The organism is Bradyrhizobium sp. CCBAU 45384, assembly GCF_028128665.1.
Lineage (GTDB): Bacteria > Pseudomonadota > Alphaproteobacteria > Rhizobiales > Xanthobacteraceae > Bradyrhizobium > Bradyrhizobium manausense.
Genome location: NZ_LBIZ01000120.1, coordinates 668,379 through 691,915, shown reverse-complemented (window position 1 = coordinate 691,915; position 23,537 = coordinate 668,379). Strand labels below are relative to the sequence as shown.

Sequence of the window (23,537 nt, the reverse complement as noted above, 5' to 3'; positions counted from 1 at the left end):
AAAAAGATCGCAAACCCCAGCTTCCATCGTCCAATGAATAATGGCACCATCTACATGCCCAAATGTTATGAATTGGATTTGCGATGGCGCGGATCAACTCGCGGCAGGTGGAGGCCTTCCGGGCGATGATGCTGACCGGCAGCGTCACCGAAGCTGCGGCGCTGATGACAGTTACGCAGCCGGCGGTCAGCCGGTTGCTGCGCGACCTCCAGGCGCTGTTGAAGATGGAGCTGTTCGAGCGGCGCGGTACGGGCCTGGTGCCGACCGCCGCTGCGATGGCGCTCTACACCGAAGTGGAGCGCTCCTTCGTCGGCCTCGAGCGTATCGCCGCCGCAGCGGAGGAAATCCGGGGACGCCGCACCGGCTCGCTGCGGATCGCAGCACTACCGGCGCTGTCGAACGGATACTTGCCGCGGCTCACGGGTCACTTTCTGAAAGAGCGGCCGAACCTCAACCTCGCCTTCTTCGGCGTGATCTCGCCGATCGTGGTCGACTGGGTGCTGAACAATCAGTGCGACGTCGGTTTTGCCGAGGTGCCGATCGCGCATTCCGGCCTGCCAAGCCAGAAGCTGCCGGCGCCTGCGCGCGTCGCGGTACTACCGACCGGTCATCGCCTCGCGGAAAAGCCAGTGCTGGAGCCGCAGGACTTCGAGGGCGAGACCTTCATCTCGCTCTCGGCGGGATCGTCGAGCCGGCACCTCATCGACCAGATCTTTCATCGCCACGATGTCCGCCGCGTGCTGCGGGTGGAGACCGCGCTGTCCGAGATCATGTGCGGCTTGGTGTCATCAGGGCTGGGCGTTGCGATCTGCGATCCCTTCACCGCACAGGAATTCTCCAACCGCGGCGTCGTCGTGCGCCGCTTCCTGCCGCGCATCGACTTCGAGTTCTCCGCGGTGTTTCCGGCGCAGCGCAGCCCCTCGCCGGTCGCGCTCGATCTGGTCGAGACCATGCGGAAATCGCTGGCGGAGTTTGAGAGCTAGCCGTTGAACGCAGCCTGCGCCTCCGGCAGGTCCCAGATCTTGCCGATCGCAGCAGTACCTGCCGCAACCATGGCAGCCTCATCCGCGCCGAGATAGCGGCCCTCATCGATCAGCATACGGCCATCGACCATGACCTGATCGATATTGGCGCGGTTGGCGAGCGCGATCAGCGCGCGGCGCGGGTCGAACAACGGCTGAAGATGCGGATGGGTAAGGTCGACCACGGTGAGGTCGGCGGTGGTGCCCGGCTCGATGCGGCCGAGATCCGGACGGTTGATCACGTCGGCGGCCACCGCCGTGTTCGCCTCGATCAGCTCGGGCGAATTGGCGACGTCGGCGCGGGCCGAGGTGATCTTGGAGATCAGCGAGGCCGCATTGAGCTCGCCGAGCAGGTCCATGTTGTAGCCGTCGGTGCCGACCACGGTGCGGACGCCGTGCTCGGCGAAGCGGCTGAACGCCGCGGTGACGCCGGCGCGCGCGAACACGCGCGGGCAGTTCAGCACGGTCATGCCGCGCGCGGCCATCAGCTTGAGATCATCGTCGCTGCTGAACATGCAATGCGCCGCCATCAGATCGGGCGCAAGCAGGCCGAGCCAGTCGAGATATTCCGCCGGCGTGCGGCCGCCGTAACGCTTGCCGATGGTCGCGACCTCGGCGCGGCTCTGCGCCATGTGCGTCGTGATGGGCACGCCGAGCTCGCGCGCCCGGGTGGCGCAGGCCTTCAGCAAATCGGGGCCGCAGGTATCGGTGGCGTGCGGGCTCATCGCGAGGTTGATGCGACCGTCGCCGCGATTGTTCCAGCGCTGGTAGAGCGTATCCCACCTCGCCATGTCGGCGGCGCCGTCGTCGCCGGAATAGCGAACCACGCCATCCGGGCCGGCTTTGGCGTCGGAGGTCGAGAACAGATAGGGCGCGCCGTAGAAGCGGATGCCCATCTCCTCCGCCGCGTCGAACATCTCGGGGATCGAGTTGCGGAACGGCTCCATCACCGTGGTGGCGCCGCCCTTGAGCAGCTGAAGGATGCCGAGCCGCGCCACCGCGAGGCGCTCTTCCGCCGACAGGATCTCCGCGCCGCGCTTGGTCAGCGGCAGCAGCACCGTATAGACGATGCTCTGGTTGTTTTTGCGGCCATTGCCATCCTCGCTGTGGCTGCGCGCCACGGCTTCAGAGAAGCAGTGATTATGCAGGTTCAACAGGCCCGGCAGCACGAAGCGGCCAGGACGATCGTAGACCTGATCTGCGCGCGGCCTGTCGCGCGTGACGGCCGCGATCTTCTTGCCTTCGACCAGAACCCAATGGTCGCGCAGCACGTCCTGCGCGCCGTCCTTGCGTGACAGCACATAGCTGCCGAAAATTGCCGTGGTGCTCATGCGGGGCGTACGTTCCAGAACACGGCGGTGCCGTCGAGAATGCCGGTGATATCTTTGCGATAGGCAGTCGGCTGCTTGTACAGGCCGACTGGAATATAGGGGATTTCCTCGAACGCGACGGCCTGGATCTCGCGGCAGATGCGCTGCTGTTCGGCAAGCTCGGAGGCCGCCAGCCACTGGCTGCGCAATGGCCCCATCTTCTCGCTCGCATACCAGCCGGCCACCTTGCCTTCGCCGCGAATGTTGGTATTGCCGGCCGGATTGAGCCAATCGATGCCCTGCCAGTTGCCGACCGCCGCGCTCCAGCCGCCCTGCCCGATCGGATCCTTCTTGAGCTGGCGCTGCAACACCACGGCGAAATCGAGGCCCGCATATTCGACGTTCATGCCGGCCTTGCGCAAGCTATCCACCGCGATCTCGCCGAGCGGCTTCTGCGCCAGCGAGTTGGTGGGGACGAGCAGCACGATCCTCTCGCCATTGTAGCCGGCGGCCTTCAGCTCAGCTTTGACCTTCTCGTAGTTGCGCGGACCGCGGAACACGTCGAGGCCGACTTCGTTCGCCATGGGCGTGCCCGGCGCGAAGAAGCCGATCGGCGAGACCTGAAACGCCGGATTGGTGCCGGCCACCGCCGTCATGAAGGCGGATTGGTCGATCGCGCCTAACAGCGCGCGGCGGATGGCAGGATTGTCGAAGGGCGGCTGAAGATGATTGAGCCGCAGCATGCAGGCGTAACCTCTGGGATCGAGGATGCGCGTCTCGATATCGCCGGCGGCCTTGATGATCGGCAGCAGATCGTGCGGCGTGGTCTCCTGCCAGTCCTGCTCGCCGGTCTGGAGCGCGGCAACACCGGTGCCGGCATCGGGCGTGGTGGTCCAGACCACGCGGTCGTAATGCACGATCTTCGGGCCCGCGGTCCAATCCGGCTTGCCGTCGGTGCGCGGCTGATAGCGCTCAAACTTTGCGTAGGCGTTGCGCGCGCCCTGCACGCGCTCATCAGTGAGATAACGGAACGGGCCGCTGCCGATCACCTCGGTCAGCGGCTTGAACGGATCCTGGCTCGCCAGCCGTTCCGGCATCATGAAGCAGGCGTTGATCGCGGCCTTACCCAGCGCTTGCGGCAGCAACGGAAACGGACGCTTGAGACGGAAGCGGATGGTGCGGTCGTCGGCGGCTGACAATTCGTTGGTCGCCTCCATCAGCTCGCCGCCAAAACCGTCGCGCGCCGCCCAGCGGCGGATGCTGGCGACGCAATCGCGTGCGAGCACGCGCTCACCATCGTGCCAGAACAGGCCGTCGCGAAGCGTCAGGTCCCACTGCAGCTGGTCGCTCGAGATGACGTGGCCCGACAGCATCTGCGGCGAGACCTGGAGCGAGGCGCTCATGCCATAGAGCGTGTCGTAGACCATGAAGCCATGGTTTCGCGACACCTGCGCGGTCGAATAGATGGGATCGACGAAGGCGAGGTCGATGACGGGGATGAAGCGCAGGGTCGACTGCGATTCAGCGCGGACGATGCCCGGCAATGAGAGCGCCGGCATCGCTGCGGCGGCCTTGAGGAGCGAACGACGGGAGATCGGCATTCCTAGAGGCTCCTAAACGTACCTTACGTATTCAACAAGACCGCACCGATCGCGACGGCCACCGCCTGTTGCGCCGGCTCAACCACGGGCGCACCGATCGCATCGGCAATCGCCCCTCGGTGCGAGGCCATCCCCGCACAGCCCATCACCACGACATCGGCGCGATATTGCGTGACCAGCGCGCGGCCAGCCTCGATCAACCGGCCGCGGATGTCCGCACTCGCCGTCTCGGCCGCGCTGGCGCCGACCGACCAGCTGCCGGCATAACGGCCGTCGACGCCCATCACCCGCGCCATGCGCTGCTGACGGCGGATGCTCGACGGCGACAGAGCGATGATGCCGAAACGTTCGCCGAGCATCAGCGCGCGAAAGATGCCGCATTCGGCGATACCCATGACGGGGCGTCCGCCAGCCGCCTCGCGCACCGCATGCAGGCCGGGATCGCTGAAGCAGGCGAGCACGAAGGCATCCGCGTTGTCGCGCGATACACGGTTCACCAGCGGCATCACCACGCTGTCGGCATCGCGCTGCGAGCTGATGCTTGGCGGCCCCTCGGCAAGACCGACCACCTCGATCTCGGGCCCGCCCGCGATGCGCAGCGGCGCCACCGCGTCGTCAATCGCCGCCGTCACCGACGCCGAGGAGTTGGGGTTGATGACGAGGATGCGGCGACGGGTCATGGCGAGGCTCATTGGCAAGGCTCACTGCAAGGCTCACTGGCAAGGCTCACTGGCACTTCTCAACGCTTGGCGGCCTCGTGGCGCAGGAAGTTTTCCGCGATCTTCTCACCGGTTGTGATCCAGACGTCAGGGCATGATTTTGCGTAGGTGAGGAACTCGCGCAGCAGCCGCAGCCGCATCGGACGACCGCTGCATTGCGGATGCAGCACGGTCGTCACCATCGCGCCCCAGTCGCGCACTTCATCCAGCTCGTCCTTCCAGATCGAGAGCACATGCTCCTTGGGAAAGATCGAGCGCGGGCTGAAGCGGGCGGAGAGACCATGCATCCAGTCGTCATAGCTCGCCGTCACCGGCAGCTCGATCGTGCCGGGCTTGCCGTTGGCGAGGCGATGCCGATAGGGCCTGACGTCGTCGCGGAACGAGGAAGTGTAGACGATGCCATGGCGGACCAGCGCCACGCGCAGCTCCTCGGTGAACTCGCCATAGGGTGCGCGGTATCCGGTCGGCTTGACGCCGAGCCGGCGCTTCAACGCCTCGAAACCGCGCTCCAGCTCCTCCTCGATCCAGGGATCGCCGGGATCGGGCAAGAGATGGTGATAGCCGTGATGGCCGATCTCGTGGCCGGCCTTGAGGATCGATTCCGCCATGGCTGGATGCGCATCGACCGACCAGCCCGTGACGAAGAAGGTCGCCTTGAGATCGAGCTGATCGAGCAGTTCCAGAAGCTTGGGCGTGCCGACGCGCGCCTCATAGCCGCCATAGCTCATGGTGATGAGCCGCTGCGCGTGCAGCGCGTCCTTGCTGGTCCACGCGGTCTCGGCATCGACGTCGAACGACAGGAACATCGCCGATGTGTACGGCTTCGGCCACGGATAGTCCGGCGCGGGATCCGCGGTGTTGGCTGGGGTGAGCGGAATGCTCTGGAGTGCCTTACTGTCCAGCATTGATGGTCGCCTTCTCTATTCCGTTGTCGTTCAGTTTCCATTTCGCCAGCAGCGTACGATAGGTGCCGTCGGCGATCAGCGCATCGACGGCCTCGACGATCGCTTGCTGCAACGCCTTTTCCTTGACCGGCAGCGCAATGCCCGTGAACTGCGTCGCGAAGGGATCGCCGACCGGCGCATAGGTGCCCGGCTCGAGGTCCATCACATAAGGCAGAGTCTCGTTGCCCTGCACGGCGGCGTCGATTCGGCCCTGTTTGAGCTGTGTGCGCGCATCTGCCGAGCCGTCGGTGCCGACGAACTGGATCGGATTGCCCGCGCAGTTCTGCTGGCTCCATTTGTCGATCTCGGCCGGAAACATGGTGCGGCGGCTGGCGCCGACCTTCTTGCCGCACAAGGCGGCCATATCCTTGAACTCCGTCGCACGGGACTGCTGCACGAAGAACTTTGGACCGCTGCGCAGATAGTCGACGAAGGAGGCAATCTCGTGCCGGCTCGCATAATCGGTGAAGCCGGACAGGATGGCATCCACCCGCCCCGTCGAGATCGACGGCATGAACTCGGCAAAGCTGGTCTCGGTCCATTCGATCTTGACCCCGAGCTTGCGGCCGATCGCCTCGCCGAGATCGACGTCGAATCCGGACAGAGCATTGGTGGCGGGATCGCGGAACTCCATCGGCGGATAGTTCGGCACCAGCGCGACCTTTAGGCTGCCGCGTTTGGCGAGATCAGGTGGCAGCTCGATCGCCACCACCGATGCGCTCATGGCGCCCAGGAACGCCGCCGTAAGCAAAAGTCTTTTCATCATCACATCCCCAACTTCAGATTACAGCCGAAAGAAATGCCCTGGTACGCTCTTCGCGCGGCGTGCCCAAGACGTCCGAGGCGCGGCCCTGCTCGACGATCACGCCCTGGTCCATATAGACGACGCGGTCGGCGACCTCGCGCGCAAAGCCGAGCTCGTGCGTCACCACCATCATGGTCATGCCGCTCTTGGCCAGCTCTTTCATCACGGCAAGCACCTCGCCGACCAGCTCCGGATCGAGCGCGCTGGTCGGCTCGTCGAACAGCATCAGCATCGGTTTCATCGCAAGCGCCCGGGCGATCGCCACGCGCTGCTGCTGGCCGCCGGAGAGCTGCGCGGGATAGGAGTTGGCTTTGGCTGCAAGCCCGACGCGACGAAGTAGCTCGAGCGCTTCAGTGCGCACTTCGTCAGCCTTGCGGCCCTGCACCTGGAGCGGGCCTTCGGTGATGTTTTCCAGCGCGGTCTTGTGCGGGAACAGGTTGAAGCGCTGGAACACCATACCGGTCTTCAGCCGCTGCCGTCCGATCTCACGCTCGCTGAGGCGGTAGAGCTTACCACCCTGCTCGCGCACACCCAGGAGCTCGCCGTCGAGCCAGATGCCGCCGGCGTCGATCGCGGTGAGCTGGTTGATGCAACGAAGCAGTGTAGTCTTGCCTGAGCCCGAGGCACCGATCAGGCACATCACCTCGCCGGGCCAGACGTCGAGCGAGACGCTTTTGAGAGCCTGGAACTCTCCAAAGCTCTTAGCTACGGAGCGGATCGCGACGAGGGGCTTTGTCATCGCGCGAGCCGCATTGTGCCGCGTGCAAAACGGCGTTCGAGCAGCATCTGGAGCGGGGTGAGGATCGAGACGACGAGCAGATACCAGAGGCCCGCGACGATCAGGAGCTCGATCACGCGGGAATTGGCGTAATAGATGTTCTCGGCGTTGTGCAGCACCTCGGGATATTGGATGACGCTCGCGAGCGAGGTCGCCTTGACCATGCCGATGAACTCGTTGCCGAGCGGCGGGATCACCACGCGCATCGCCTGCGGCAGGATGATCCGGCGCAGCGCGCGCAGCCGCCCCATGCCGATCGCCTGCGCCGCCTCATATTGCCCGATGTCGACCGACAGCATGCCGGCGCGCATCACTTCGGACGTATAGGCGCCCTGGTTGATACCGAGCCCGAGCAGCGCCGCGAGGAATGGCGTCATGACGTCGACGGCGCGCGCGCTCCACAGGCCGGGAATGCCGATGGTCGGAAACACCAGCGCCAGGTTGAACCACAGCAGCAATTGCAGGATCAGCGGCGTGCCGCGAAATAACCAGGTGTAGCCGGCCGCGACCGTCTTCAGCACCGGATTGGGCGATAGCCGCATGATCGCCACGACAATGCCGAGGACAATGCCGAGCGCCATCGCCAGCACCGCCATCACCATGGTGTTGACAATGCCTTCGAGGATCACTTTTGCGGTGATGAAACGGCTGACATAGGACCATTCGATCTGGCCATTGGCGAAAGCACGCGCAATTGCCGCCAGCACCAGGACGATCAGGGCCGCGCTGAACCAGCGAAACCAGTGCGGCTCGCGCGCGATCCGCATTCCCGACAGGTCGGGGAAGCCTTCCGCGAGTGCCGGCGCCGGCTTCATTGCGGCGCCGCGTTCAGCATGGGCTGGGCGACCGCATTGGCGCCCAGGCCCCATTTGTCGAGCACCGCCTTGTAGGAGCCATCAGCGATCATCGCCGCGAGCTTCTCCGTCACGGCCTCGCGGAGCGCCGCATCGTCCTTGCGGAACATGATGCCTTGATAACCTCTGGCAAAGGCCTCGCCGACGACGCGGTATTTTCCAGGTTCTTGCGTCTGCGCATAAGGCAGCGTCTCGCTGCCCTGCACCGCGGCGTCGATGCGGCCCTGCCTGAGCTGGTTGCGCACGTCGATCGAGTTCTCGCCAGGCACGTACTGGATCGCCGGCTTGCCGGCGGCTTCGCAATTCTGCTTGCTCCATTTCTCGATCTCGACCGGGAAGCTGGTGCTGCGGGTGGTGCCGACCTTCTTGCCGCAGAGATCGGCCGCAGCCTTCGCGTCGCTGTCGGCCATCACGAAGAACTGCGGTCCTGTGGTCAGATAGTCGACGAAATCGGCGGTCTCGCGCCGCGAGGCGCGGTCGGAGATGCCCGAGATGATGAAATCGGCCCGCTTGGTCTGGAGCGAGGGGATCAGCTCGGCGAACGGCGTCTCGCTCCAGACAATCTTGAGGCCGCCGAGCCGCTTGGCAAGCTCGTTCGCAAGATCAATGTCGAGCCCAACCAGCTCGTTACTGGCAGGGTCGCGATATTCCATCGGCGCATAGGTCGAGTTGACCGTGAGCTTGAGCGCGCCCGTCTGCTTGATCTCAGCCGGAAGCTCGGCAGCCTGTACTGAGGTCACCGCAGCCAGCGCTGTGAAGGCGAGGAAATGCGAGAGGCGTGTCATATCAGCTCCTTCAACCTTTTCCTTTGCCGGGCTTTTTTCGTTGCTGATCCAAGCCAGCGCTGTGCCATTTTGCTCAGTCCGCGTCGAGCACGGCCGGCTCGATGACGCCGGCGCGCTCGGTGATCACCCTGTACTGCTCAGGCCGCCGGTGGGCGGCGAAATTGAACATCTTGTCCTTGCCCTGGCGGCAGAGGTCGAGATCGATGTCGGCGACGATCACCTCGTCGGTCAACGTCGCCGCCTGCGCGACGATGCGGCCGTTGGGATCGACGATGCAGGAGCCGCCGATCAGGCCGGAGCCGTCCTCCTCGCCCGCCTTGGCCACCGAGATCGCCCAGGTCGCGTTCATATAGGCGTTTGCTTGCGTCACCAGCGTCGAATGGAAAGTGCGCAAGGAGGCATCTTCAGTGCTGCCGCCATTGGGATCATAGGCCGCCGAATTGTAGCCGATGCAGACCAGCTCGACGCCCTGCAGGCCAAGCACGCGCCAGGATTCCGGCCACCGGCGGTCGTTGCAGATCATCATGCCCATGATCGCGTGCGCCCAGGCAGATCCCGCGCGGAACGCTGGAAAGCCGAGATCGCCATATTCGAAATAGCGCTTCTCGAGCTGCTGGTAGCGCGCACCCTCGCGAGGCTCGACCGACCCCGGCAGATGCACCTTGCGGTAACGGCCGAGGATCTCGCCGTCGCGATCGACCAGGATGGCGCAATTGTAACGGCGGCCTTCGGGCGTCAACTCGGCATAGCCGACATAGAAGCCGACGCGCAGCGCACGCGCGCGCTCGAACAGTTTTGCCACGGCCGGGTTCGGCATGCCGCGCTCGAAATATTGGTCAAGCGCGTCGCCTTCCAAAAACCAGCGCGGAAAGAAGGTGGTGAAGGCGAGTTCGGGAAACACCACGAGGCTGGCGCCGCGGCCCGCCGCTTCCTCCAGCATGGCCAGCATCCGCGACAGCGTCTGCTCACGCGCATCGGCTTTCTGCGTCGGCCCCATCTGGGCGGCGGCGGCGCGAAGGACACGAACCAAGTTTGCCTCCAATCTGTGCGCAATGCTGCCTCAATGGGCTAGTGAACCCTTTGATCCAGCGTGCAAATCCGAGGTATTAGGCGTAAGCCGGGCTGCAAAAGCAATTCATCGTGCTATGATCTTTTGGCCCAGAGTATAACAGCCAGTGATATGAACCTGCGCCAGCTCGAGATCCTGCATGCCGTTATCCGCCATCGCACCACGGTGGCGGCGGCCGACGAACTGGCGCTGTCGCAGCCGGCGGTCAGCAACGCGCTGAAGACGATGGAGGCGCAGGCGGGCTTTGCGCTGTTCGAGCGCATCAACAACCGGCTGTTTCCAACAGCGGAGGCGATGGCGCTCTACAAGGAGAGCGAGGCGATCTTCGCGCTTCACGCCAAGCTCGAAAATCGCGTGCGCGATCTGCGCGAGAACCGCGCCGGGCATCTCGCCATCGTGGCAACGCCGCCGCTCGCGTACAGCATCATTCCCACAGCGCTGTCCGTCTTCCTGCGCCGCCGCCCGGAGACGCGCGTGTTCTTCGACGTCCGGCGTTATGAGGGCATCATCGAAGGCGTGCTCAGCCATGTCGCCGAGCTCGGCTTCGCGCTCGGGCTGACGCATCACCCGGGTATCGCGCACGAGGTGGTGCACACCGGCGAAATGGTTTGCGTGGTGCCCCCGCAGCATCCGCTCGCAAGCAAGGCCGTGATTTCGGCGTGTGACTTGTCCGGCCTGCCCTTCATCGGGCTCGAGCGCGGCACGCGGCTCGGCGAAGCCGTGCGCGACAGTTTTGCTCGCGCCGGCGCGCCGTTCCAGCCGACGGTCGAGGTGCGCTATTGCAACACCGCCTGCGTGCTCGCAGCCGCCGGCGTCGGTGCCGCCGTGGTCGACCCCTTCTCACCACGTCAGAATGGCGGGCACGGCCTCGTCGTACGGCCGTTCACACCGACAACCCGCGCGGTCGCTTACATGCTCTGGTCGGAAGCCGAACCGCTGTCGCGCCTGGCAAAGGCCTTTCTCGGCGAAATCCGCAAGGAGAGCGCGCTGCTGGCGCGCACAGCGCCACACCAGCAAGATGGGGCAGGAAGCGACTGAGCTTACCTTTGACCTGAGGGGTATATGGCACGCATCACCATCATCGAGACCGGGCAGGTCCCGCCGAAATATCGCGAGCAGCATGGCTCCTTTCCGGACATGTTCGAGCGCATGGTCCGCGCCGAGGATCCGACCGCCGAAGTCGACGTCGTCAGCATTCCGAATGGCGATGCGCTGCCCGATCCGAGCAAGCTCGAGGCCGTGCTGATCACGGGGGCAGCCGCCGGTGTCTATGACGGGCTCGACTGGATCGCGCCGCTGGAAGATTTCGTCCGCAGTGCCTACGCCAGCAAGACGCCGATGGTCGGCGTCTGCTTCGGCCATCAGTTGATCGCGCAGGCGCTCGGCGGCACCGTGCGCAAGTCCGAAAAGGGCTGGGGCATCGGCCGGCACGTCTATCAGGTGCTGCCGGAGAACGGCGTCATTGGCGGCGAAGCGGTCGCCATCGCCTGCTCGCATCAGGACCAGGTGATCGAAGCGCCCGACGATGCGCTGACCATCCTTTCGTCGGAATTCACCCCGCATGCCGGCTTGCTTTACGCCAACGGCGCGACGCTGACGGTGCAGCCCCATCCTGAGTTCGAGGTCGAGTTCGCGCAAGTCTGCTGCGACCTGCGCGACGGCAAGGCGCCGGATGAGGTCGTGGCGACCGCGAGGCAGTCACTGGCGGAGCCGTTGGACAACGCGAAGCTCGGTGGAGCGATTACGCGCTTTTTGGCGCGCAAATCCATCTCCTCACCCTGAAGGCCTGCCAAAGGCGGGCGTCTCGAAGGGTCGAGGCCCCCGCTGTACCGGCCGGGCCTGCATGGTTCGAGACGGCGCTTCGCATGAGGATTGAGAGTTACTCAGAACGGATCCGTCCCCAGTCCCGGCACATCCGCCGGCCGCGGTCCCGGCGCGGGCCAGTAAAACCGCCGATCCTTCTCCGCAATCATGATGTCGTTGATCGAGGCCTCGCGCCGCCGCATCAGACCGTGCTCGTCGAACTCCCACTGCTCGTTGCCGTAGGAGCGATACCACTGTCCACCGGCGTCGTGCCATTCATACTGGAAGCGCACCGCGATGCGGTTGCCATCGAAGGCCCAGAGATCCTTGATCAGGCGGTAGTCCTGCTCCTTCTCCCATTTACGGGTGAGGAAGGCGACGATGGCTTCTCGACCTTGAAATACTTCGGAGCGATTGCGCCAGCGGCTGTCCTCGGTATAGGCGAGCGAGACACGTACCGGGTCACGTGAATTCCAGGCGTCCTCGGCCATGCGGGCCTTTTGCGCGGCGGTCTCACGGGTGAAGGGCGGAAGCGGCGGGCGCGACATGAGGGCCTCATCAGTTTGCAAGGCCGCAATCTATCGCCACACGCGGCGGAGTCGAGAGGTGATCCCCTATCGACCGATCACGAAATCAGATCGGCCTTCATCAGCGTACGGATCGATTTCGGGATCGGCTGGGCGCGGCCGCCGCTGATGAAGGCGACGCGCACCTCGGCCTTGACCAGCACGTCCTCACCACGCCGCACCTCCTGCGCCAGCATGATGGACGCCCCCTTCACCGCGACCGGCCAGGTCACGACGTCAAGCACGTCGTCCATCCGCGCCGGCTTGAGGAAGTCCAGATGCATCGAGCGCACCACGAAGGCGAAGCCAGCACCTTCCGTCTCGACCTGATCGAACAGCGCCTGCTGCTCGGCGCCCATCAGACGCAGGTGATTGGTGCGCCCGCGCTCCATATAGCGCAGATAGTTGGCGTGGTAGACGATGCCGGAGAAATCCGTGTCCTCGTAATAGACGCGGACCTGCATGTGATGGCGGCCGTCGCGGATCTCGCCGTCGAGATGAGCTGTCACGTCGCGAGCCTCTTCGCTTGTCGCTGCAGGTCCGTTTTTGCGCAAAAACGGCCGGCAGCGCAAGCACGGCTAAGACACCGTTGCCACCGGCGGCCGCCCCAGCGTCACCTCGACAATCTCCGGCGGCACGCCGACGCGGACCGGGATGATGCTGCAACCGAGGCCGCCGGAGATGACGACGTCGCATTTCAGCCGGAGATGGCCATAGACGAGCGGAACGCCATGCTGCTGCCGAAGCGCCGGCGACCAGCCGAGCAAGCGGACCTGTCCGCCATGGGTGTGACCGGACAGTTGCAGCGCAACGCGCGCGGGTACGCGCGTCGCGATATAGGGCTCATGCGCGAGAAGAATGATCGGCCCGTCGTCGGTGGTCTTCGCGAGCGTCGCATCGAGATCGTCGGCCCCAAAACTCCTCGCGTGACCATAGCGCGGCCCGGCAACATAAGCGAGCTGATCACCGAGGCCCGCGAGCCAGAATGAGCGGCCATCCTTGCTCAGACGCACAACGTCGTTCTCGTAGACGGGAATGCCAGCCGTCTCAAGCGCACGATGGGCGACCGTCGGTCCGTGCCCGGCCAGCTGCACGACCTTGTCGTCCCAATAATCATGATTGCCCATGACAGCATGAACACCGAGCGGCGCCTTCAGGCCAGCCAGCACCCTCGCCCACTCTGCGGCCGGGATAACGCGGGTGACGTGGTGATGGCCGGCGACATAGTCGCCGAGCAGGGCGATCAGATCGGGCTTGAGCGCGTTGGTCTGGTCGACGATGGCCTCGATCCGCTCCAGCGACATCCAGGGATCGCAGGCATGGATGTCGGCGATTACGGCGATCTTTAGCGGCAAGTCCGCAGGCCATTGTCGCGGCATCGGATGATAGCGCGTGATGCGCGGCCGCAGCTCCGGCTCGACGCCGACGCCATAGGCGGCCGTCGAGATGCCAAGCGCCGAAAGGCCGCCGACAGAACGGATGAGATGACGCCGAGAGATCATGGAAGCCTGCTTGTGATGCGCTTCCGTAATGCAGCCCGATTGGAGCGGAATTGGGGTGCGCTTGTGCAGATCATCTGCACAGATGATTACCGGAAGTTCATGATAGCCGGAGCAATGCGCGTTACCGCAGATCACTCGTCGCCGTCATCGGTGCCGAACAGGCCGAACTGCGCGGTCGCATCGCGCGAAGGCTCGGCGATCCCGAGATGGCGGAAGGCGTGCGAGGTGAGCAGGCGGCCGCGCGGGGTGCGCTGCAGATAGCCGCACTGGATCAGATAGGGCTCGATGATGTCTTCGATCGCATCGCGTGGCTCGGACAGCGCCGCGGCCATCGTCTCCACGCCGACCGGGCCGCCACCGTAGTTCGTCGCGATGGTCGTGAGGTAGCGGCGGTCCATGGCATCGAGGCCGGCGGCATCGACCTCGAGCGCGCTCAATGCATGGTCGGCGATCTTGCGGTCGATCTTGTCGGCATCGGCGGCTGAGGCAAAATCACGCACGCGACGCAACAGACGGCCTGCGATACGCGGCGTGCCGCGGGCGCGGCGCGCAATCTCGTTGGCGCCGTCAGCGCTCATGCCGACATTGAGCACGCGCGCACCGCGGGTGACGATGCTCTCCAGCTCCTCGATCGTATAAAAGTTGAGCCTGACCGGAATACCGAAGCGGTCACGCAAAGGATTTGTGAGCAGGCCCGCGCGCGTGGTGGCGCCGACGAGAGTGAACTTCGACAGCTCGATCTTCACCGAGCGCGCCGCCGGCCCCTCTCCGATGATGAGGTCGAGCTGAAAATCCTCCATCGCGGGATAGAGCACCTCCTCCACCGCCGGATTGAGACGATGAATTTCGTCGATGAACAGCACGTCGCGCTCTTCGAGATTGGTCAGCAGCGCGGCGAGATCGCCGGCCTTGGCAATCACGGGGCCCGACGTCGCACGAAAGCCGACGCCGAGTTCCTTCGCCACGATCTGCGCCAGCGTGGTCTTGCCGAGGCCGGGCGGGCCGACGAACAGCACGTGATCCAGCGCTTCGCCGCGCTTGCGCGCCGCCTCGATGAAGATCGAGAGATTCTTGCGCGCCTGCTGCTGGCCGACGAAGTCGGACAGCGATTGCGGACGCAGCGCGGTGTCGCCGACATCGTCGCTGCGGCGCTCGGGCGAGACCATGCGGTTGGCTTTGGGATCGCTCACTCAGCGAACTCCTCGTAGGGTGGGCAAAGGCGCCCTTCGCGCCGTGCCCACCATGTCTCCGATCAATCCGAAGGTGGTGGGCACGCTCCGCTTTGCCCACCCTACGAGATTGAGCCTTGCAGCCCTCACTTCGAGAGCTCCTTCAGTCCGAGGCGAATGAGCTGTGCCGTTTCGGCGTTCTCACCTGCGCTGCGCGAGGCCGAGGCGATCGCCGCAGCCGCCTGCGGCTGGCCATAACCGAGATTGACCAACGCGGAGATCGCATCGGCAACGGGGCGCGGTGCACGCTGGTCGTCCATGGCCCCGGCAAGATGCACGACGGCGGGATCGACACTGGCGAAAGCCGGCGCCTTGTCCCTCAGCTCGGTGACGATGCGCTCGGCGACCTTCGGCCCGACGCCCGGCGTACGCGCCACCGCGGCCTTGTCGCGCAGAGCAATTGCGTTGGCGAGATCGGCCGGCACCAGCGTGCCGAGCACCGCGAGCGCGACCTTGGCGCCGACGCCCTGCACGGTCTGCAGCAGCCGAAACCATTCGCGCTCCTGGTCGGTGCGGAAGCCGAACAGCTTGATCTGGTCCTCGCGAACGTAGGTCTCGATCGACAAGACGGCCGCTTCGCCCGGTGACGGCAAATGCTGCAAGGTGCGAGACGAGCAATGCACCTGATAACCGACGCCGCCGACGTCGAGGATCACAAAATCCTCGCCATAGGAATCGATCAGGCCCTTGAGCTTACCGATCATAGTCCCGCCACCTTCAGCCGGAGCGCCGTGCTCTGGCGGTGATGGGCGTGGGTGATGGCGATGGCGAGCGCATCAGCGGCATCCGCTGACGGCGGCTCGGCCTTGGGGAGCAGGATTTTCAGCATCATCGCGATTTGCTGCTTGTCGGCGTGGCCGGCACCAACCACGGTCTTCTTGACCTGGTTCGGCGCGTATTCGGCGACGGAGATGCCGAACATTGCGGGCGCCAGCATGGCGACGCCCCGGGCCTGGCCGAGTTTCAGCGTCGCGACGCCGTCCTTGTTCACAAAGGTCTGCTCGACGGCCGCTTCCATCGGCTGATGGCTGGAGAGAATGGCCGCGAGCCCCTCGTGGATCGCCAGTAGCCGGTTCGACAGCGGCAGATCGTCGGGCGGTTCCACCGAACCGCAGGCGACATAGATCAGGCGGTTGCCCTCAGCCTCGATCACGCCCCAGCCGGTGCGGCGCAGGCCGGGGTCGATGCCGATGATGCGAACGGGTTGGCGAATCGGGAGCGCGGTCATGGGCCAGTGATAGCGGTTGGCCCATGATAGCGAAACAGAAACAGAACAGAAGTCCCCGGAGAAAGGGACCCTCAGCCGCCCATCTTCGCCATCAGGGCGTCCGATACCTCGAAATTGGCGTAGACGTTCTGGACGTCGTCATGCTCGTTGAGCAGGTCCATCAGCTTGAGCAGCTTCTCGCCGGTCTCGTCGTCGACCGCGACCGTGTTCTGCGGCTTCCAGATCAGCGCGGCTTTGCGCGGCTCGCCGAACCTGGCTTCCAGTGCCTTGGCGACGTCGCGATAGCTTTCCGTTGAAGCGTAGATTTCGTGGCCGCCCTCGCCCGAGACCACGTCGTCGGCGCCGGCCTCGATCGCGGCATCCAGCACTGCGTCGTCATCGGCAACGCTGCGGTCATATTCGATGACGCCGGTGCGGTCGAACATGAAGGAGACCGAACCGGTTTCGCCGAGATTGCCGCCGGATTTGGTGAAGAAGGAGCGGATGTCGGAGGCGGCGCGGTTGCGGTTGTCGGTCAGGGCCTCCACGATGACGGCGACGCCGCCCGGGCCGTAGCCCTCGTAGCGGATCTCGTCATAATTTTCGCCATCGGTGCCGAGCGCCTTCTTGATGGCGCGCTCGATATTGTCCTTCGGCATGTTCTCCTGCCGCGCGGCGATCACGGCGGCGCGCAGGCGGGGGTTCATGGCGGGGTCGGGCGTGCCGAGCTTGGCTGCGACGGTGATTTCCCGCGCCAGCTTGCCGAACAGCTTCGACTTCTGGGCATCCTGCCGCCCCTTGCGGTGCATGATGTTCTTGAATTGGGAATGTCCGGCCATGCGTGATCTTCTCTAGGGAATCGTGCGTCAAAGGTAAGCCTGGGGATGCGCGGCCTTATAGGCCGCCAACCCACCGGAATGAAAGAGCCTCTCATACTTTAAGGTAAGATCGTAGAGGCCAGTGCCCAGAACTCAGGCACCGTTAACCCTGATTTCATCCCGGCCTGCAAAAATAGCGTCCGCCCATCTTCCGACAAGAGTAGTCCCAATGGCGTTCGCATTTTTCCGGAAGCGCCTGCCCGACATGGTGACGCCAGCAGCAAGCCCGCAGACCGCGGTGCCGGCCGCCCAGCCCGCGCCCGCTCCGGCCACGGAAGCCGATTCGGCCCGCGAGATCCTGGAACTGCTGGAACTCGAGCTCGGCGCCATGATTCGCCAGCTCGAGCGCGCCGCCAATTCGGTGGCGGGCGGCGCCGATGCGACCGCGGCGACGCTCGCCGATATCCGCAAGCGTACCGACGCGCTGACCGGGCGGACCAATGCCGCGCAGTCCAACGCCTCGAGCTTTGCGGATGCCGCCGACAAGTTCACCCAATCCGCGCGAGGCATCGGCACGCAGGTCCGCGAGGCCGGCAAGCTCGCCGATCAGGCCAGCGCCGCGGCGCAGGAAGCGCGCGAAAATGTCGACCGCCTGCGCGAATCCTCTGCGGCGATCGGCAACGTCGTCAACCTGATCGCCCAGATCGCGCGGCAGACCACACTGCTCGCCCTCAACTCGACCATCGAAGCCGCGCGCGCCGGCGCTGCCGGCAAGGGCTTTGCCGTCGTCGCGACCGAGGTGAAGGCGCTCGCGGTGCAGACCCAGAGCGCGACGGAGGAGATCTCCAAGAAGATCGACGCGCTGCAGCGCGACGCCGCCGGCTCCGTCGACGCGGTGCACCGGATCTCGCAGGCGATCGAGGCGATCCGCCCGGTGTTCGACACCGTCAACGGCGCGGTGGCCGAGCAGAATGCCACCACCAGCGAGGTGTCAGGCAACGCCAGCAGCGCCTCGCAATTCATCATCGCCGTCGGCGAGAGCGCGGCCGAGATCGACGCCGCGACCAAGGCGGCCGAGGCTCACGGCGAGAACGTCGCCAGCGCCGGCAAGGCCGTGACGACCTTTGCGCAGAAGCTGAAATCGCGCTGCGCGGTGCTGCTCAAGCAGAGCGAGCACGACGACCGCCGCAAGACCGAGCGCCTGCCCTGCCATCTCAAATTCGACAGCGCGCGCGGCGTGCTGCCGGTCTATGAGATCGCGATGGACGGCGTCTTGATCGGCGGCACGGAAGCATCCAGGCTCGCAGCCCAGGCGATCATCGACGGCAGCCTCGAAGATATCGGCGCCTGCCGCCTGCGGGTGATCGAGCAATCCAAGGCCGGCGCCCGCACGCAGTTCGTCAGTCCCAATGCCGAACTGCGCGAAAAGATCGAAGACAAGCTCTGGTCGATCCACGAGGAGAACACCGAGTTCGTCACCCGCGCGATGGAGGCCGGCAACGCGCTGACAAAAATCTTCGAGCAGGCCGTCGCGCGCGGCGAGGTCAAGATGGACGACCTCTTCGACACCGACTATGCGGAGATCGCGGGCACCAATCCGCAGCAATACCGCACGAAATATCTCGACTGGGCCGACCGCGCGCTGCCGCCGTTCCAGGAGGCCTTCCTCGCCAAGGAGCCGCGCATGGCGTTCTGCGCCATGGTCGACCGCAACGGCTTCCTGCCGGTTCACAACAAGATCTATTCACATCCGCAGCGGCCGGGCGATGTCGCCTGGAACACGGCCAATTGCCGCAACCGCCGCATCTTCAACGATGCAGCGGGGCTCGCGGCTGCGCACAACCAGCGCTCCTATCTGATCCAGAGCTATGCGCGCGACATGGGCAACGGCAACACGGTGATGATGCGCGAGATCGACGTCCCGATCCGCGTGCAGGGCCGGCACTGGGGTGGCTTTCGCACGGCTTACAAGCTGTAGCGAGCAAAATATCGAAAACAACCCCATGCACAGTAGCCGGGGCGTGAGGAATCAACGGCTTGGCGCCGCATCCCGCGCCGGCGCCTGATGCCCGTTGACTCGTCGGGCAAAACACGTGGGGCGTGGGCACAGCAACATTCCGTGCGTCTCTCGCAGCCTCACAACTTTCCCAATCGCACGAATTTCGTCATCGCATGATTTTGCGTGTTCGCACGATTGTGTTGCTCCGATCGACGGCGTCACGACGAAAATGCGTCAAAACATGACGATTATCATATCAATTAGCCCAAAAGCTTTGCAGCAATCGCCGCACAAATTCGTGAACGTCATGGCGTGACGCTTCGCCGGCGCAGATATGCATTGCTGCGAATTTGAAAGCTTCATCGTTGCGCATCGGTATGATTATGGTCGCGCGAAATTTCGCCGAGCAGGTCGCCGCAAGCGATCCGGTGCGAGCAAGGGGATGCATATGGCAACAGTTCTCACCATCAACGGCGAAACGAAATCGTTCGATGCACCACCTGACATGCCGCTGCTGTGGGTGCTGCGCGACATCCTGGGGATGACCGGCACCAAGTTCGGCTGCGGCATCGCGCAATGCGGCGCCTGTACGGTGCATGTCGACGGCAAGGCGGTGCGCTCCTGCGTGCTTCCGGTCAGCGCGGCCGGAAGCCGCGCCATCACCACCATCGAGCATGTCGGCACGACGCCCTCAGGTGCGAAGGTGCAGAAGGCCTGGCTGGAGGCCGAAGTGGTCCAGTGCGGCTACTGCCAGTCCGGCCAGATCATGTCGGCCGCGGCGCTTCTGGCCGCGACGCCCAATCCTGACGATGCCGACATCGATGCCGCGATGGCCGGCAACATCTGCCGCTGCGGCACCTATGTGCGCATCCGCGAGGCGATCAAGCTCGCCGCCACCGGCCGTCAGTCGTGAGATCAGCCATGAATGCACCTGACAATCTCTCCCGCCGCGCGCTGCTGACCGGCGGCCTCGCAGGCGGCTTCCTGCTCGCCTTCCATCTGCCGCTGCGCGCCGCCGTCAACGAACCGGTGCAGCCCAAGGATACGACCGACGGCAAGTTCGCGCCCAACGCCTTCATCCGCATCGATGCGGAAGGCGCGACCACGCTGGTGATGCCGCAGGTCGAGATGGGACAGGGAATCTATACCGCGATCTCGATGATCCTGGCAGAGGAGCTCGATGCCGACTGGTCGAAGGTTCAGCTGCTGCACGCACCGGCGAATGAAAAGCTGTACGGCAATCCGCTCTTCATCATCCAGGCGACCGGAGGCTCCTCATCGGTCCGTGCGTTCTGGAAGCCGCTGCGCGAAGCCGGCGCCAGCGCGCGCGCCATGCTGGTGCAGGCCGCGGCCGCACAATGGAGCGTCGATGCCGCCAGCTGCACGACCTCGAAGGGTGTAGTGACGCACCAGGCGAGCGGCCGGACGCTCGCCTATGGCGCGTTGGCGGCGGCCGCGAGCGGCCAGACGCCGCCCAAGAACGTCCCGCTGAAGGATCCCAAGGATTTCGTCTATATCGGCCAGCCGTTGAAGCGGCTCGACACGCCCGAGAAGGTCAACGGCAAGGCCGTCTACGGCATCGACGCCATGGTGCCGGGCATGAAATTCGCGACGCTGGCGCAGTGCCCGGTGTTCGGCGGCAAGGTCGGCAAGGTCGATGACCGCGCCGCGAAGAAGATCCCGGGCGTGCGGCAGATCGTCGTGCTCGACGATCTCGTCGCCGTGGTCGGCGATCACATGTGGGCTGCCAAGAAAGGCCTCGATGCGATCGACATCGAATGGAACGAGGGACCTCACGCCAAGCTGAATTCGAAAGCGATCTGGGACGATCTGCGCGCCGCCAGCGCGAGGGACGGCGTGGTCGCCAAATCCACCGGCGACGTCATCAACGGTCTCGCGGCCGGTGAAAAATTCGAGGCGTCGTTCGAACTGCCGTTTCTCGCCCACGCGACGATGGAGCCGTTGAACGCCACGGTGCATTGCAAGCCCGATTCCTGCGAGATCTGGACCGGCACGCAGATCATGGCGCGCGTGCAGTCGGAAGCGGCCAAGGCCGCCGGGCTGCCGGTCGAGAAGGTGACCGTGAACAACCATCTGCTGGGCGGCGGCTTCGGCCGCAAGCTCGAGCCCGACATGGTGGTGACGGCGGTCCGCATCGCCAAACAGGTCGACGGGCCGGTCAAGGTGGTGTGGACCCGCGAGGAGGACATCCAGCACGACATCTACCGGCCGGTCTATCGCGACACGATCGCGGCAACCCTGTCGGGCGGCAAGATCGCCAGCTGGAAATACAAGATCGCCGGCGCCGCGATCCTCGCGCGCTGGCTGCCGCCGGCGTTCCAGAAGGGCATCGATATCGATGCGGTCGACAGCGCCGTCGACATGCCCTACGAGATCCCGAATTTCCACGTCGAATATGTCAGGGCCGAACCGCCGGCGATCCCGACCGGGTTCTGGCGCGGGGTCGGCCCGAACAACAACGTGTTTGCGGTCGAGTCCTTCGTCGACGAGCTGGCGCGCAAGGCAGGCAAGGACCCCGTCGAGTTTCGCCGCGGCATGCTGGCCAATTCGCCGCGCTTCCTGTCCGTCCTCAACCTCGCTGCCGAGAAGTCCGGATGGGGGCAGCCCCTGCCGGCACGCGTCGGGCGCGGGGTGTGCTTGCAGCCGTCATTCGGGAGCTTCATCGCGACCGTAGTGGAAGCGGAAGTGGACGAGCAGGGCGAGGTCAATCTGCGCCGCGCCACCTCTGTGGTCGATACCGGCATTGCCATCAATCCCGATACGATCGCGGCCCAGCTCGAGGGCGGGCTGGTCTTCGGCCTGACTGCCGCGCTCTACGGCGAGGTGACCATCGACAGGGGCCGCGTCCAGCAATCCAACTTCCACGACTACCGGATGCTGCGGATCAACCAGATGCCCAGGATCGAGGTCCACGTCGTGAGGAGCGGCGAGGCGCCCGGCGGCATCGGCGAGACCGGCACGACGGCCGGACCACCGGCGCTGCGCAACGCGATCTATGCCGCAACCGGCGTCGCGCTGCGGCGCCTGCCGATTGATCGGAAACTGCTGGCTGCGGGGAGGAAGGCATGAACAGGACAATGCGTATCCTCGCAAGCCTCGTCGTGATCGCCATCGTTGCGGTGGGGATCGGCGTCTTCATCATCAGAGGACCGGGGCCGCTCGATTTTGCCGGCGGCGCCAAGGTGGCGCTGGCGGATGACCGCGCCGGCAAGCCGACCGGTGCGCCCGCCAAGTTGGAGAAAGCGAGCCTGGTCGAGCGCGGCGAATATCTGGCGAAGGCAGCCGACTGCATGGTCTGCCACACCAAGCCCGGCGAGACGGACTATGCCGGCGGGCTGGCGTTCAAGCTGCCCTTCGGCACGCTCTATTCCACCAACATCACGCCGGACAAGGACACCGGCATCGGCAATTACAGCGACCAGGATTTTCTCAACGCGGTCCAGCGCGGCAAGCGCCATGACGGCGCACGGCTTTATCCGGCAATGCCCTACACGTCCTACACCTACATGAGCGACGAGGACGTGCTGGCGGTGAAGGCCTATCTGTTCAGCCTGCCGGCGGTGCACGCCAAGGCGCCCGACAACACGCTGTCGTTCCCGTTCAACCAGCGCTGGGCGATGATCTTCTGGTCGGCCGTGTTCAATCCCGACACGCGCTTTGCGCCTGATACCTCGAAGAGCCCGGAGTGGAACAGAGGCGCGTATCTCGTCGAAGCGCTGGCGCATTGCGGCGAGTGCCACACCCCGCGCAATCTCGGCTTCGCGCTCGACAACCGCAAGAAGTTTGCAGGCGCGATCACCGCCGGCTGGCACGCCTTCAATATCTCCTCGGACAAGGCGACGGGTCTCGGCAACTGGAGCGATCAGGACCTGATCTCGTATCTGTCGCTCGGCCACGCGCCGGGCCACGGCTCGGCCTCGGGTCCGATGGGCGAAGCCGTCGACCACAGCTTCCGCCAGTTCGCGCCGGAGGACATCCGTTCCATTGTTGCTTACTTGCGCAGCGTGCCGCCGGTTGCCTCGCCCGACCTGCCGGCCACGACGGCTCCGGTCGCGCCCGCCTCGCACAAGGACGGCGTGACAGCGGATGCCCGCGGCAAGAAAGTCTTCGCCAGCGCCTGCGCCAGCTGTCACGGCTGGAGCGGCGAGAGCCCGGTCTCGCCGATGGCAACGCTGACCGGCACCTGGGCCGTCAACGATCCCGCCGCCACCAACGTCGCGCAGATCGTGATCTCCGGCACCATCAGGCACACGCCTGAAGGCGCGCTGTCGATGCCGGCGTTCGGCAAGGCGTATAGCGACGACGAGATCGCGGCGGTGGTGAATTACGTCACGGCGCGGTTCGGGACGAAGGGCTCGAAGCTGACGGCGAAGGATGTGGCGGAGTTGAGGGAGCAGACGGCGGAGTAGCGCGATGATGGGATTGATGCGCGATCGCGCGTCGATCTCCGCTGTCGTCCCGGCCTAGTGCGCAATTGCGCACTAGGCCGGGACGACACCGCGTGT

Annotated in this window: 23 protein-coding genes; 7 read left to right on the top strand and 16 right to left on the bottom strand. The window is 65.0% G+C overall.

Going from position 1 to position 23,537, the window contains the following annotated elements; translation table 11 throughout:
- The first annotated feature begins 83 nt into the window (after positions 1-83).
- Entirely contained in the window at positions 84-983 is a 900-nt protein-coding gene (locus XH80_RS43020) for a LysR substrate-binding domain-containing protein (protein ID WP_271603846.1), read from the top strand.
- On the opposite strand, the gene XH80_RS43015 is transcribed toward XH80_RS43020, so the two are convergent.
- The 9 genes from XH80_RS43015 to XH80_RS42975 form a co-directional block, all read right to left on the bottom strand.
- The gene (locus XH80_RS43015) at positions 980-2,353 is read right to left on the bottom strand and encodes an amidohydrolase family protein (RefSeq protein ID WP_271603845.1); all 1,374 of its coding nucleotides are present in this window, start codon (positions 2,351-2,353) and stop codon (positions 980-982) included. The two genes, XH80_RS43020 and XH80_RS43015, sit on opposite strands and share 4 nt — an antisense overlap.
- Positions 2,350-3,933, bottom strand: a complete 1,584-nt coding sequence (locus XH80_RS43010; RefSeq protein WP_271603844.1) for an ABC transporter substrate-binding protein — start codon at positions 3,931-3,933, stop codon at positions 2,350-2,352. The genes XH80_RS43015 and XH80_RS43010 overlap by 4 nt, the downstream gene beginning before the upstream one ends.
- Positions 3,934-3,956: 23 nt before the next feature.
- Positions 3,957-4,613: an aspartate/glutamate racemase family protein gene (locus tag XH80_RS43005; RefSeq protein WP_271603843.1), complete on the bottom strand. Its 657-nt coding sequence runs from the start codon at positions 4,611-4,613 to the stop codon at positions 3,957-3,959.
- A 59-nt stretch (positions 4,614-4,672) separates the two neighbouring features.
- On the bottom strand, positions 4,673-5,557 hold the full coding sequence (locus XH80_RS43000; RefSeq protein WP_271603842.1) for a polysaccharide deacetylase family protein: 885 nt from the start codon (positions 5,555-5,557) through the stop codon (positions 4,673-4,675).
- Complete coding sequence (locus XH80_RS42995) at positions 5,544-6,359, bottom strand: ABC transporter substrate-binding protein (RefSeq protein WP_271603841.1); 816 nt, start codon at positions 6,357-6,359, stop codon at positions 5,544-5,546. The genes XH80_RS43000 and XH80_RS42995 overlap by 14 nt, the downstream gene beginning before the upstream one ends.
- A 16-nt stretch (positions 6,360-6,375) precedes the next feature.
- Positions 6,376-7,140 carry an amino acid ABC transporter ATP-binding protein gene (locus XH80_RS42990; RefSeq protein ID WP_271603840.1) on the bottom strand — a complete coding sequence of 255 codons (765 nt, stop codon included), beginning with the start codon at positions 7,138-7,140 and terminating at the stop codon, positions 6,376-6,378.
- Positions 7,137-7,994, bottom strand: a complete 858-nt coding sequence (locus XH80_RS42985; RefSeq protein WP_271603839.1) for an amino acid ABC transporter permease — start codon at positions 7,992-7,994, stop codon at positions 7,137-7,139. Before XH80_RS42985 ends, XH80_RS42990 begins: the two co-directional genes overlap by 4 nt.
- The gene (locus tag XH80_RS42980) at positions 7,991-8,818 is read right to left on the bottom strand and encodes an ABC transporter substrate-binding protein (RefSeq protein ID WP_271603838.1); all 828 of its coding nucleotides are present in this window, start codon (positions 8,816-8,818) and stop codon (positions 7,991-7,993) included. The genes XH80_RS42985 and XH80_RS42980 overlap by 4 nt, the downstream gene beginning before the upstream one ends.
- A gap of 73 nt (positions 8,819-8,891) precedes the next feature.
- Entirely contained in the window at positions 8,892-9,848 is a 957-nt protein-coding gene (locus tag XH80_RS42975; RefSeq protein WP_083514855.1) for an N-carbamoyl-D-amino-acid hydrolase, read from the bottom strand.
- 150 nt (positions 9,849-9,998) lie between these two features.
- Between XH80_RS42975 and XH80_RS42970 the strand changes: the two genes are divergently transcribed.
- Positions 9,999-10,925 (top strand): LysR family transcriptional regulator, encoded by a 927-nt coding sequence (locus XH80_RS42970; protein WP_057759269.1) that lies wholly within the window; start codon positions 9,999-10,001, stop codon positions 10,923-10,925.
- A 24-nt stretch (positions 10,926-10,949) separates the two neighbouring features.
- Positions 10,950-11,669 (top strand): type 1 glutamine amidotransferase, encoded by a 720-nt coding sequence (locus tag XH80_RS42965; protein ID WP_271603837.1) that lies wholly within the window; start codon positions 10,950-10,952, stop codon positions 11,667-11,669.
- Positions 11,670-11,770: 101 nt separating this feature from the next.
- Here the strand turns inward: XH80_RS42965 and XH80_RS42960 are convergent, their stop codons facing one another.
- From XH80_RS42960 to XH80_RS42930, 7 genes are all read right to left on the bottom strand, one after another.
- The gene (locus tag XH80_RS42960; protein WP_271603836.1) at positions 11,771-12,238 is read right to left on the bottom strand and encodes a nuclear transport factor 2 family protein; all 468 of its coding nucleotides are present in this window, start codon (positions 12,236-12,238) and stop codon (positions 11,771-11,773) included.
- A 77-nt stretch (positions 12,239-12,315) separates the two neighbouring features.
- Positions 12,316-12,765 carry a tol-pal system-associated acyl-CoA thioesterase gene (gene ybgC, locus XH80_RS42955; protein WP_082813630.1) on the bottom strand — a complete coding sequence of 150 codons (450 nt, stop codon included), beginning with the start codon at positions 12,763-12,765 and terminating at the stop codon, positions 12,316-12,318.
- 69 nt (positions 12,766-12,834) lie between these two features.
- A complete protein-coding gene (locus tag XH80_RS42950) occupies positions 12,835-13,758 on the bottom strand; it encodes a metallophosphoesterase (RefSeq protein WP_271603835.1) in 924 nt (307 codons plus the stop codon).
- A gap of 131 nt (positions 13,759-13,889) precedes the next feature.
- On the bottom strand, positions 13,890-14,924 hold the full coding sequence (gene ruvB / locus XH80_RS42945; protein WP_271603967.1) for a Holliday junction branch migration DNA helicase RuvB: 1,035 nt from the start codon (positions 14,922-14,924) through the stop codon (positions 13,890-13,892).
- Positions 14,925-15,073: 149 nt separating this feature from the next.
- Complete coding sequence (ruvA, locus tag XH80_RS42940) at positions 15,074-15,691, bottom strand: Holliday junction branch migration protein RuvA (protein WP_057759278.1); 618 nt, start codon at positions 15,689-15,691, stop codon at positions 15,074-15,076.
- A complete protein-coding gene (ruvC, locus tag XH80_RS42935; protein ID WP_220002060.1) occupies positions 15,688-16,215 on the bottom strand; it encodes a crossover junction endodeoxyribonuclease RuvC in 528 nt (175 codons plus the stop codon). Before ruvC ends, ruvA begins: the two co-directional genes overlap by 4 nt.
- Before the next feature lie 71 nt (positions 16,216-16,286).
- Positions 16,287-17,033, bottom strand: coding sequence for a YebC/PmpR family DNA-binding transcriptional regulator (locus XH80_RS42930; protein ID WP_271603834.1), 747 nt, complete (start codon positions 17,031-17,033; stop codon positions 16,287-16,289).
- A gap of 208 nt (positions 17,034-17,241) precedes the next feature.
- On the opposite strand from XH80_RS42930, the gene XH80_RS42925 reads away from it, so the two are divergent.
- The 4 genes from XH80_RS42925 (at position 17,242) to XH80_RS42910 (ending at position 23,441) form a co-directional block, all read left to right on the top strand.
- Complete coding sequence (locus tag XH80_RS42925) at positions 17,242-18,990, top strand: methyl-accepting chemotaxis protein (protein WP_271603833.1); 1,749 nt, start codon at positions 17,242-17,244, stop codon at positions 18,988-18,990.
- Between the two features lie 469 nt (positions 18,991-19,459).
- Entirely contained in the window at positions 19,460-19,924 is a 465-nt protein-coding gene (locus XH80_RS42920) for a (2Fe-2S)-binding protein (protein WP_271603832.1), read from the top strand.
- Between the two features lie 8 nt (positions 19,925-19,932).
- Positions 19,933-22,101, top strand: a complete 2,169-nt coding sequence (locus XH80_RS42915; RefSeq protein ID WP_271603831.1) for a xanthine dehydrogenase family protein molybdopterin-binding subunit — start codon at positions 19,933-19,935, stop codon at positions 22,099-22,101.
- Positions 22,098-23,441, top strand: a complete 1,344-nt coding sequence (locus tag XH80_RS42910) for a c-type cytochrome (protein WP_271603830.1) — start codon at positions 22,098-22,100, stop codon at positions 23,439-23,441. The genes XH80_RS42915 and XH80_RS42910 overlap by 4 nt, the downstream gene beginning before the upstream one ends.
- The last annotated feature ends 96 nt before the right edge of the window (positions 23,442-23,537 follow it).

Bases quoted from the DNA above. Each gene is read 5' to 3' on its own strand.
- XH80_RS43020 (WP_271603846.1), top strand. From the start codon at position 84: ATGGCGCGGATCAACTCGCGGCAGGTGGAGGCCTTCCGGGCGATGATG.
- XH80_RS43015 (WP_271603845.1), bottom strand. From the start codon at position 2,353: ATGAGCACCACGGCAATTTTCGGCAGCTATGTGCTGTCACGCAAGGAC.
- XH80_RS43010 (WP_271603844.1), bottom strand. From the start codon at position 3,933: ATGCCGATCTCCCGTCGTTCGCTCCTCAAGGCCGCCGCAGCGATGCCG.
- XH80_RS43005 (WP_271603843.1), bottom strand. From the start codon at position 4,613: ATGACCCGTCGCCGCATCCTCGTCATCAACCCCAACTCCTCGGCGTCG.
- XH80_RS43000 (WP_271603842.1), bottom strand. From the start codon at position 5,557: ATGCTGGACAGTAAGGCACTCCAGAGCATTCCGCTCACCCCAGCCAAC.
- XH80_RS42995 (WP_271603841.1), bottom strand. From the start codon at position 6,359: ATGAAAAGACTTTTGCTTACGGCGGCGTTCCTGGGCGCCATGAGCGCA.
- XH80_RS42990 (WP_271603840.1), bottom strand. From the start codon at position 7,140: ATGACAAAGCCCCTCGTCGCGATCCGCTCCGTAGCTAAGAGCTTTGGA.
- XH80_RS42985 (WP_271603839.1), bottom strand. From the start codon at position 7,994: ATGAAGCCGGCGCCGGCACTCGCGGAAGGCTTCCCCGACCTGTCGGGA.
- XH80_RS42980 (WP_271603838.1), bottom strand. From the start codon at position 8,818: ATGACACGCCTCTCGCATTTCCTCGCCTTCACAGCGCTGGCTGCGGTG.
- XH80_RS42970 (WP_057759269.1), top strand. From the start codon at position 9,999: ATGAACCTGCGCCAGCTCGAGATCCTGCATGCCGTTATCCGCCATCGC.
- XH80_RS42965 (WP_271603837.1), top strand. From the start codon at position 10,950: ATGGCACGCATCACCATCATCGAGACCGGGCAGGTCCCGCCGAAATAT.
- XH80_RS42960 (WP_271603836.1), bottom strand. From the start codon at position 12,238: ATGTCGCGCCCGCCGCTTCCGCCCTTCACCCGTGAGACCGCCGCGCAA.
- XH80_RS42950 (WP_271603835.1), bottom strand. From the start codon at position 13,758: ATGATCTCTCGGCGTCATCTCATCCGTTCTGTCGGCGGCCTTTCGGCG.
- ruvB (WP_271603967.1), bottom strand. From the start codon at position 14,924: ATGGTCTCGCCCGAGCGCCGCAGCGACGATGTCGGCGACACCGCGCTG.
- ruvA (WP_057759278.1), bottom strand. From the start codon at position 15,691: ATGATCGGTAAGCTCAAGGGCCTGATCGATTCCTATGGCGAGGATTTT.
- ruvC (WP_220002060.1), bottom strand. From the start codon at position 16,215: ATGACCGCGCTCCCGATTCGCCAACCCGTTCGCATCATCGGCATCGAC.
- XH80_RS42930 (WP_271603834.1), bottom strand. From the start codon at position 17,033: ATGGCCGGACATTCCCAATTCAAGAACATCATGCACCGCAAGGGGCGG.
- XH80_RS42925 (WP_271603833.1), top strand. From the start codon at position 17,242: ATGGCGTTCGCATTTTTCCGGAAGCGCCTGCCCGACATGGTGACGCCA.
- XH80_RS42920 (WP_271603832.1), top strand. From the start codon at position 19,460: ATGGCAACAGTTCTCACCATCAACGGCGAAACGAAATCGTTCGATGCA.
- XH80_RS42915 (WP_271603831.1), top strand. From the start codon at position 19,933: ATGAATGCACCTGACAATCTCTCCCGCCGCGCGCTGCTGACCGGCGGC.
- XH80_RS42910 (WP_271603830.1), top strand. From the start codon at position 22,098: ATGAACAGGACAATGCGTATCCTCGCAAGCCTCGTCGTGATCGCCATC.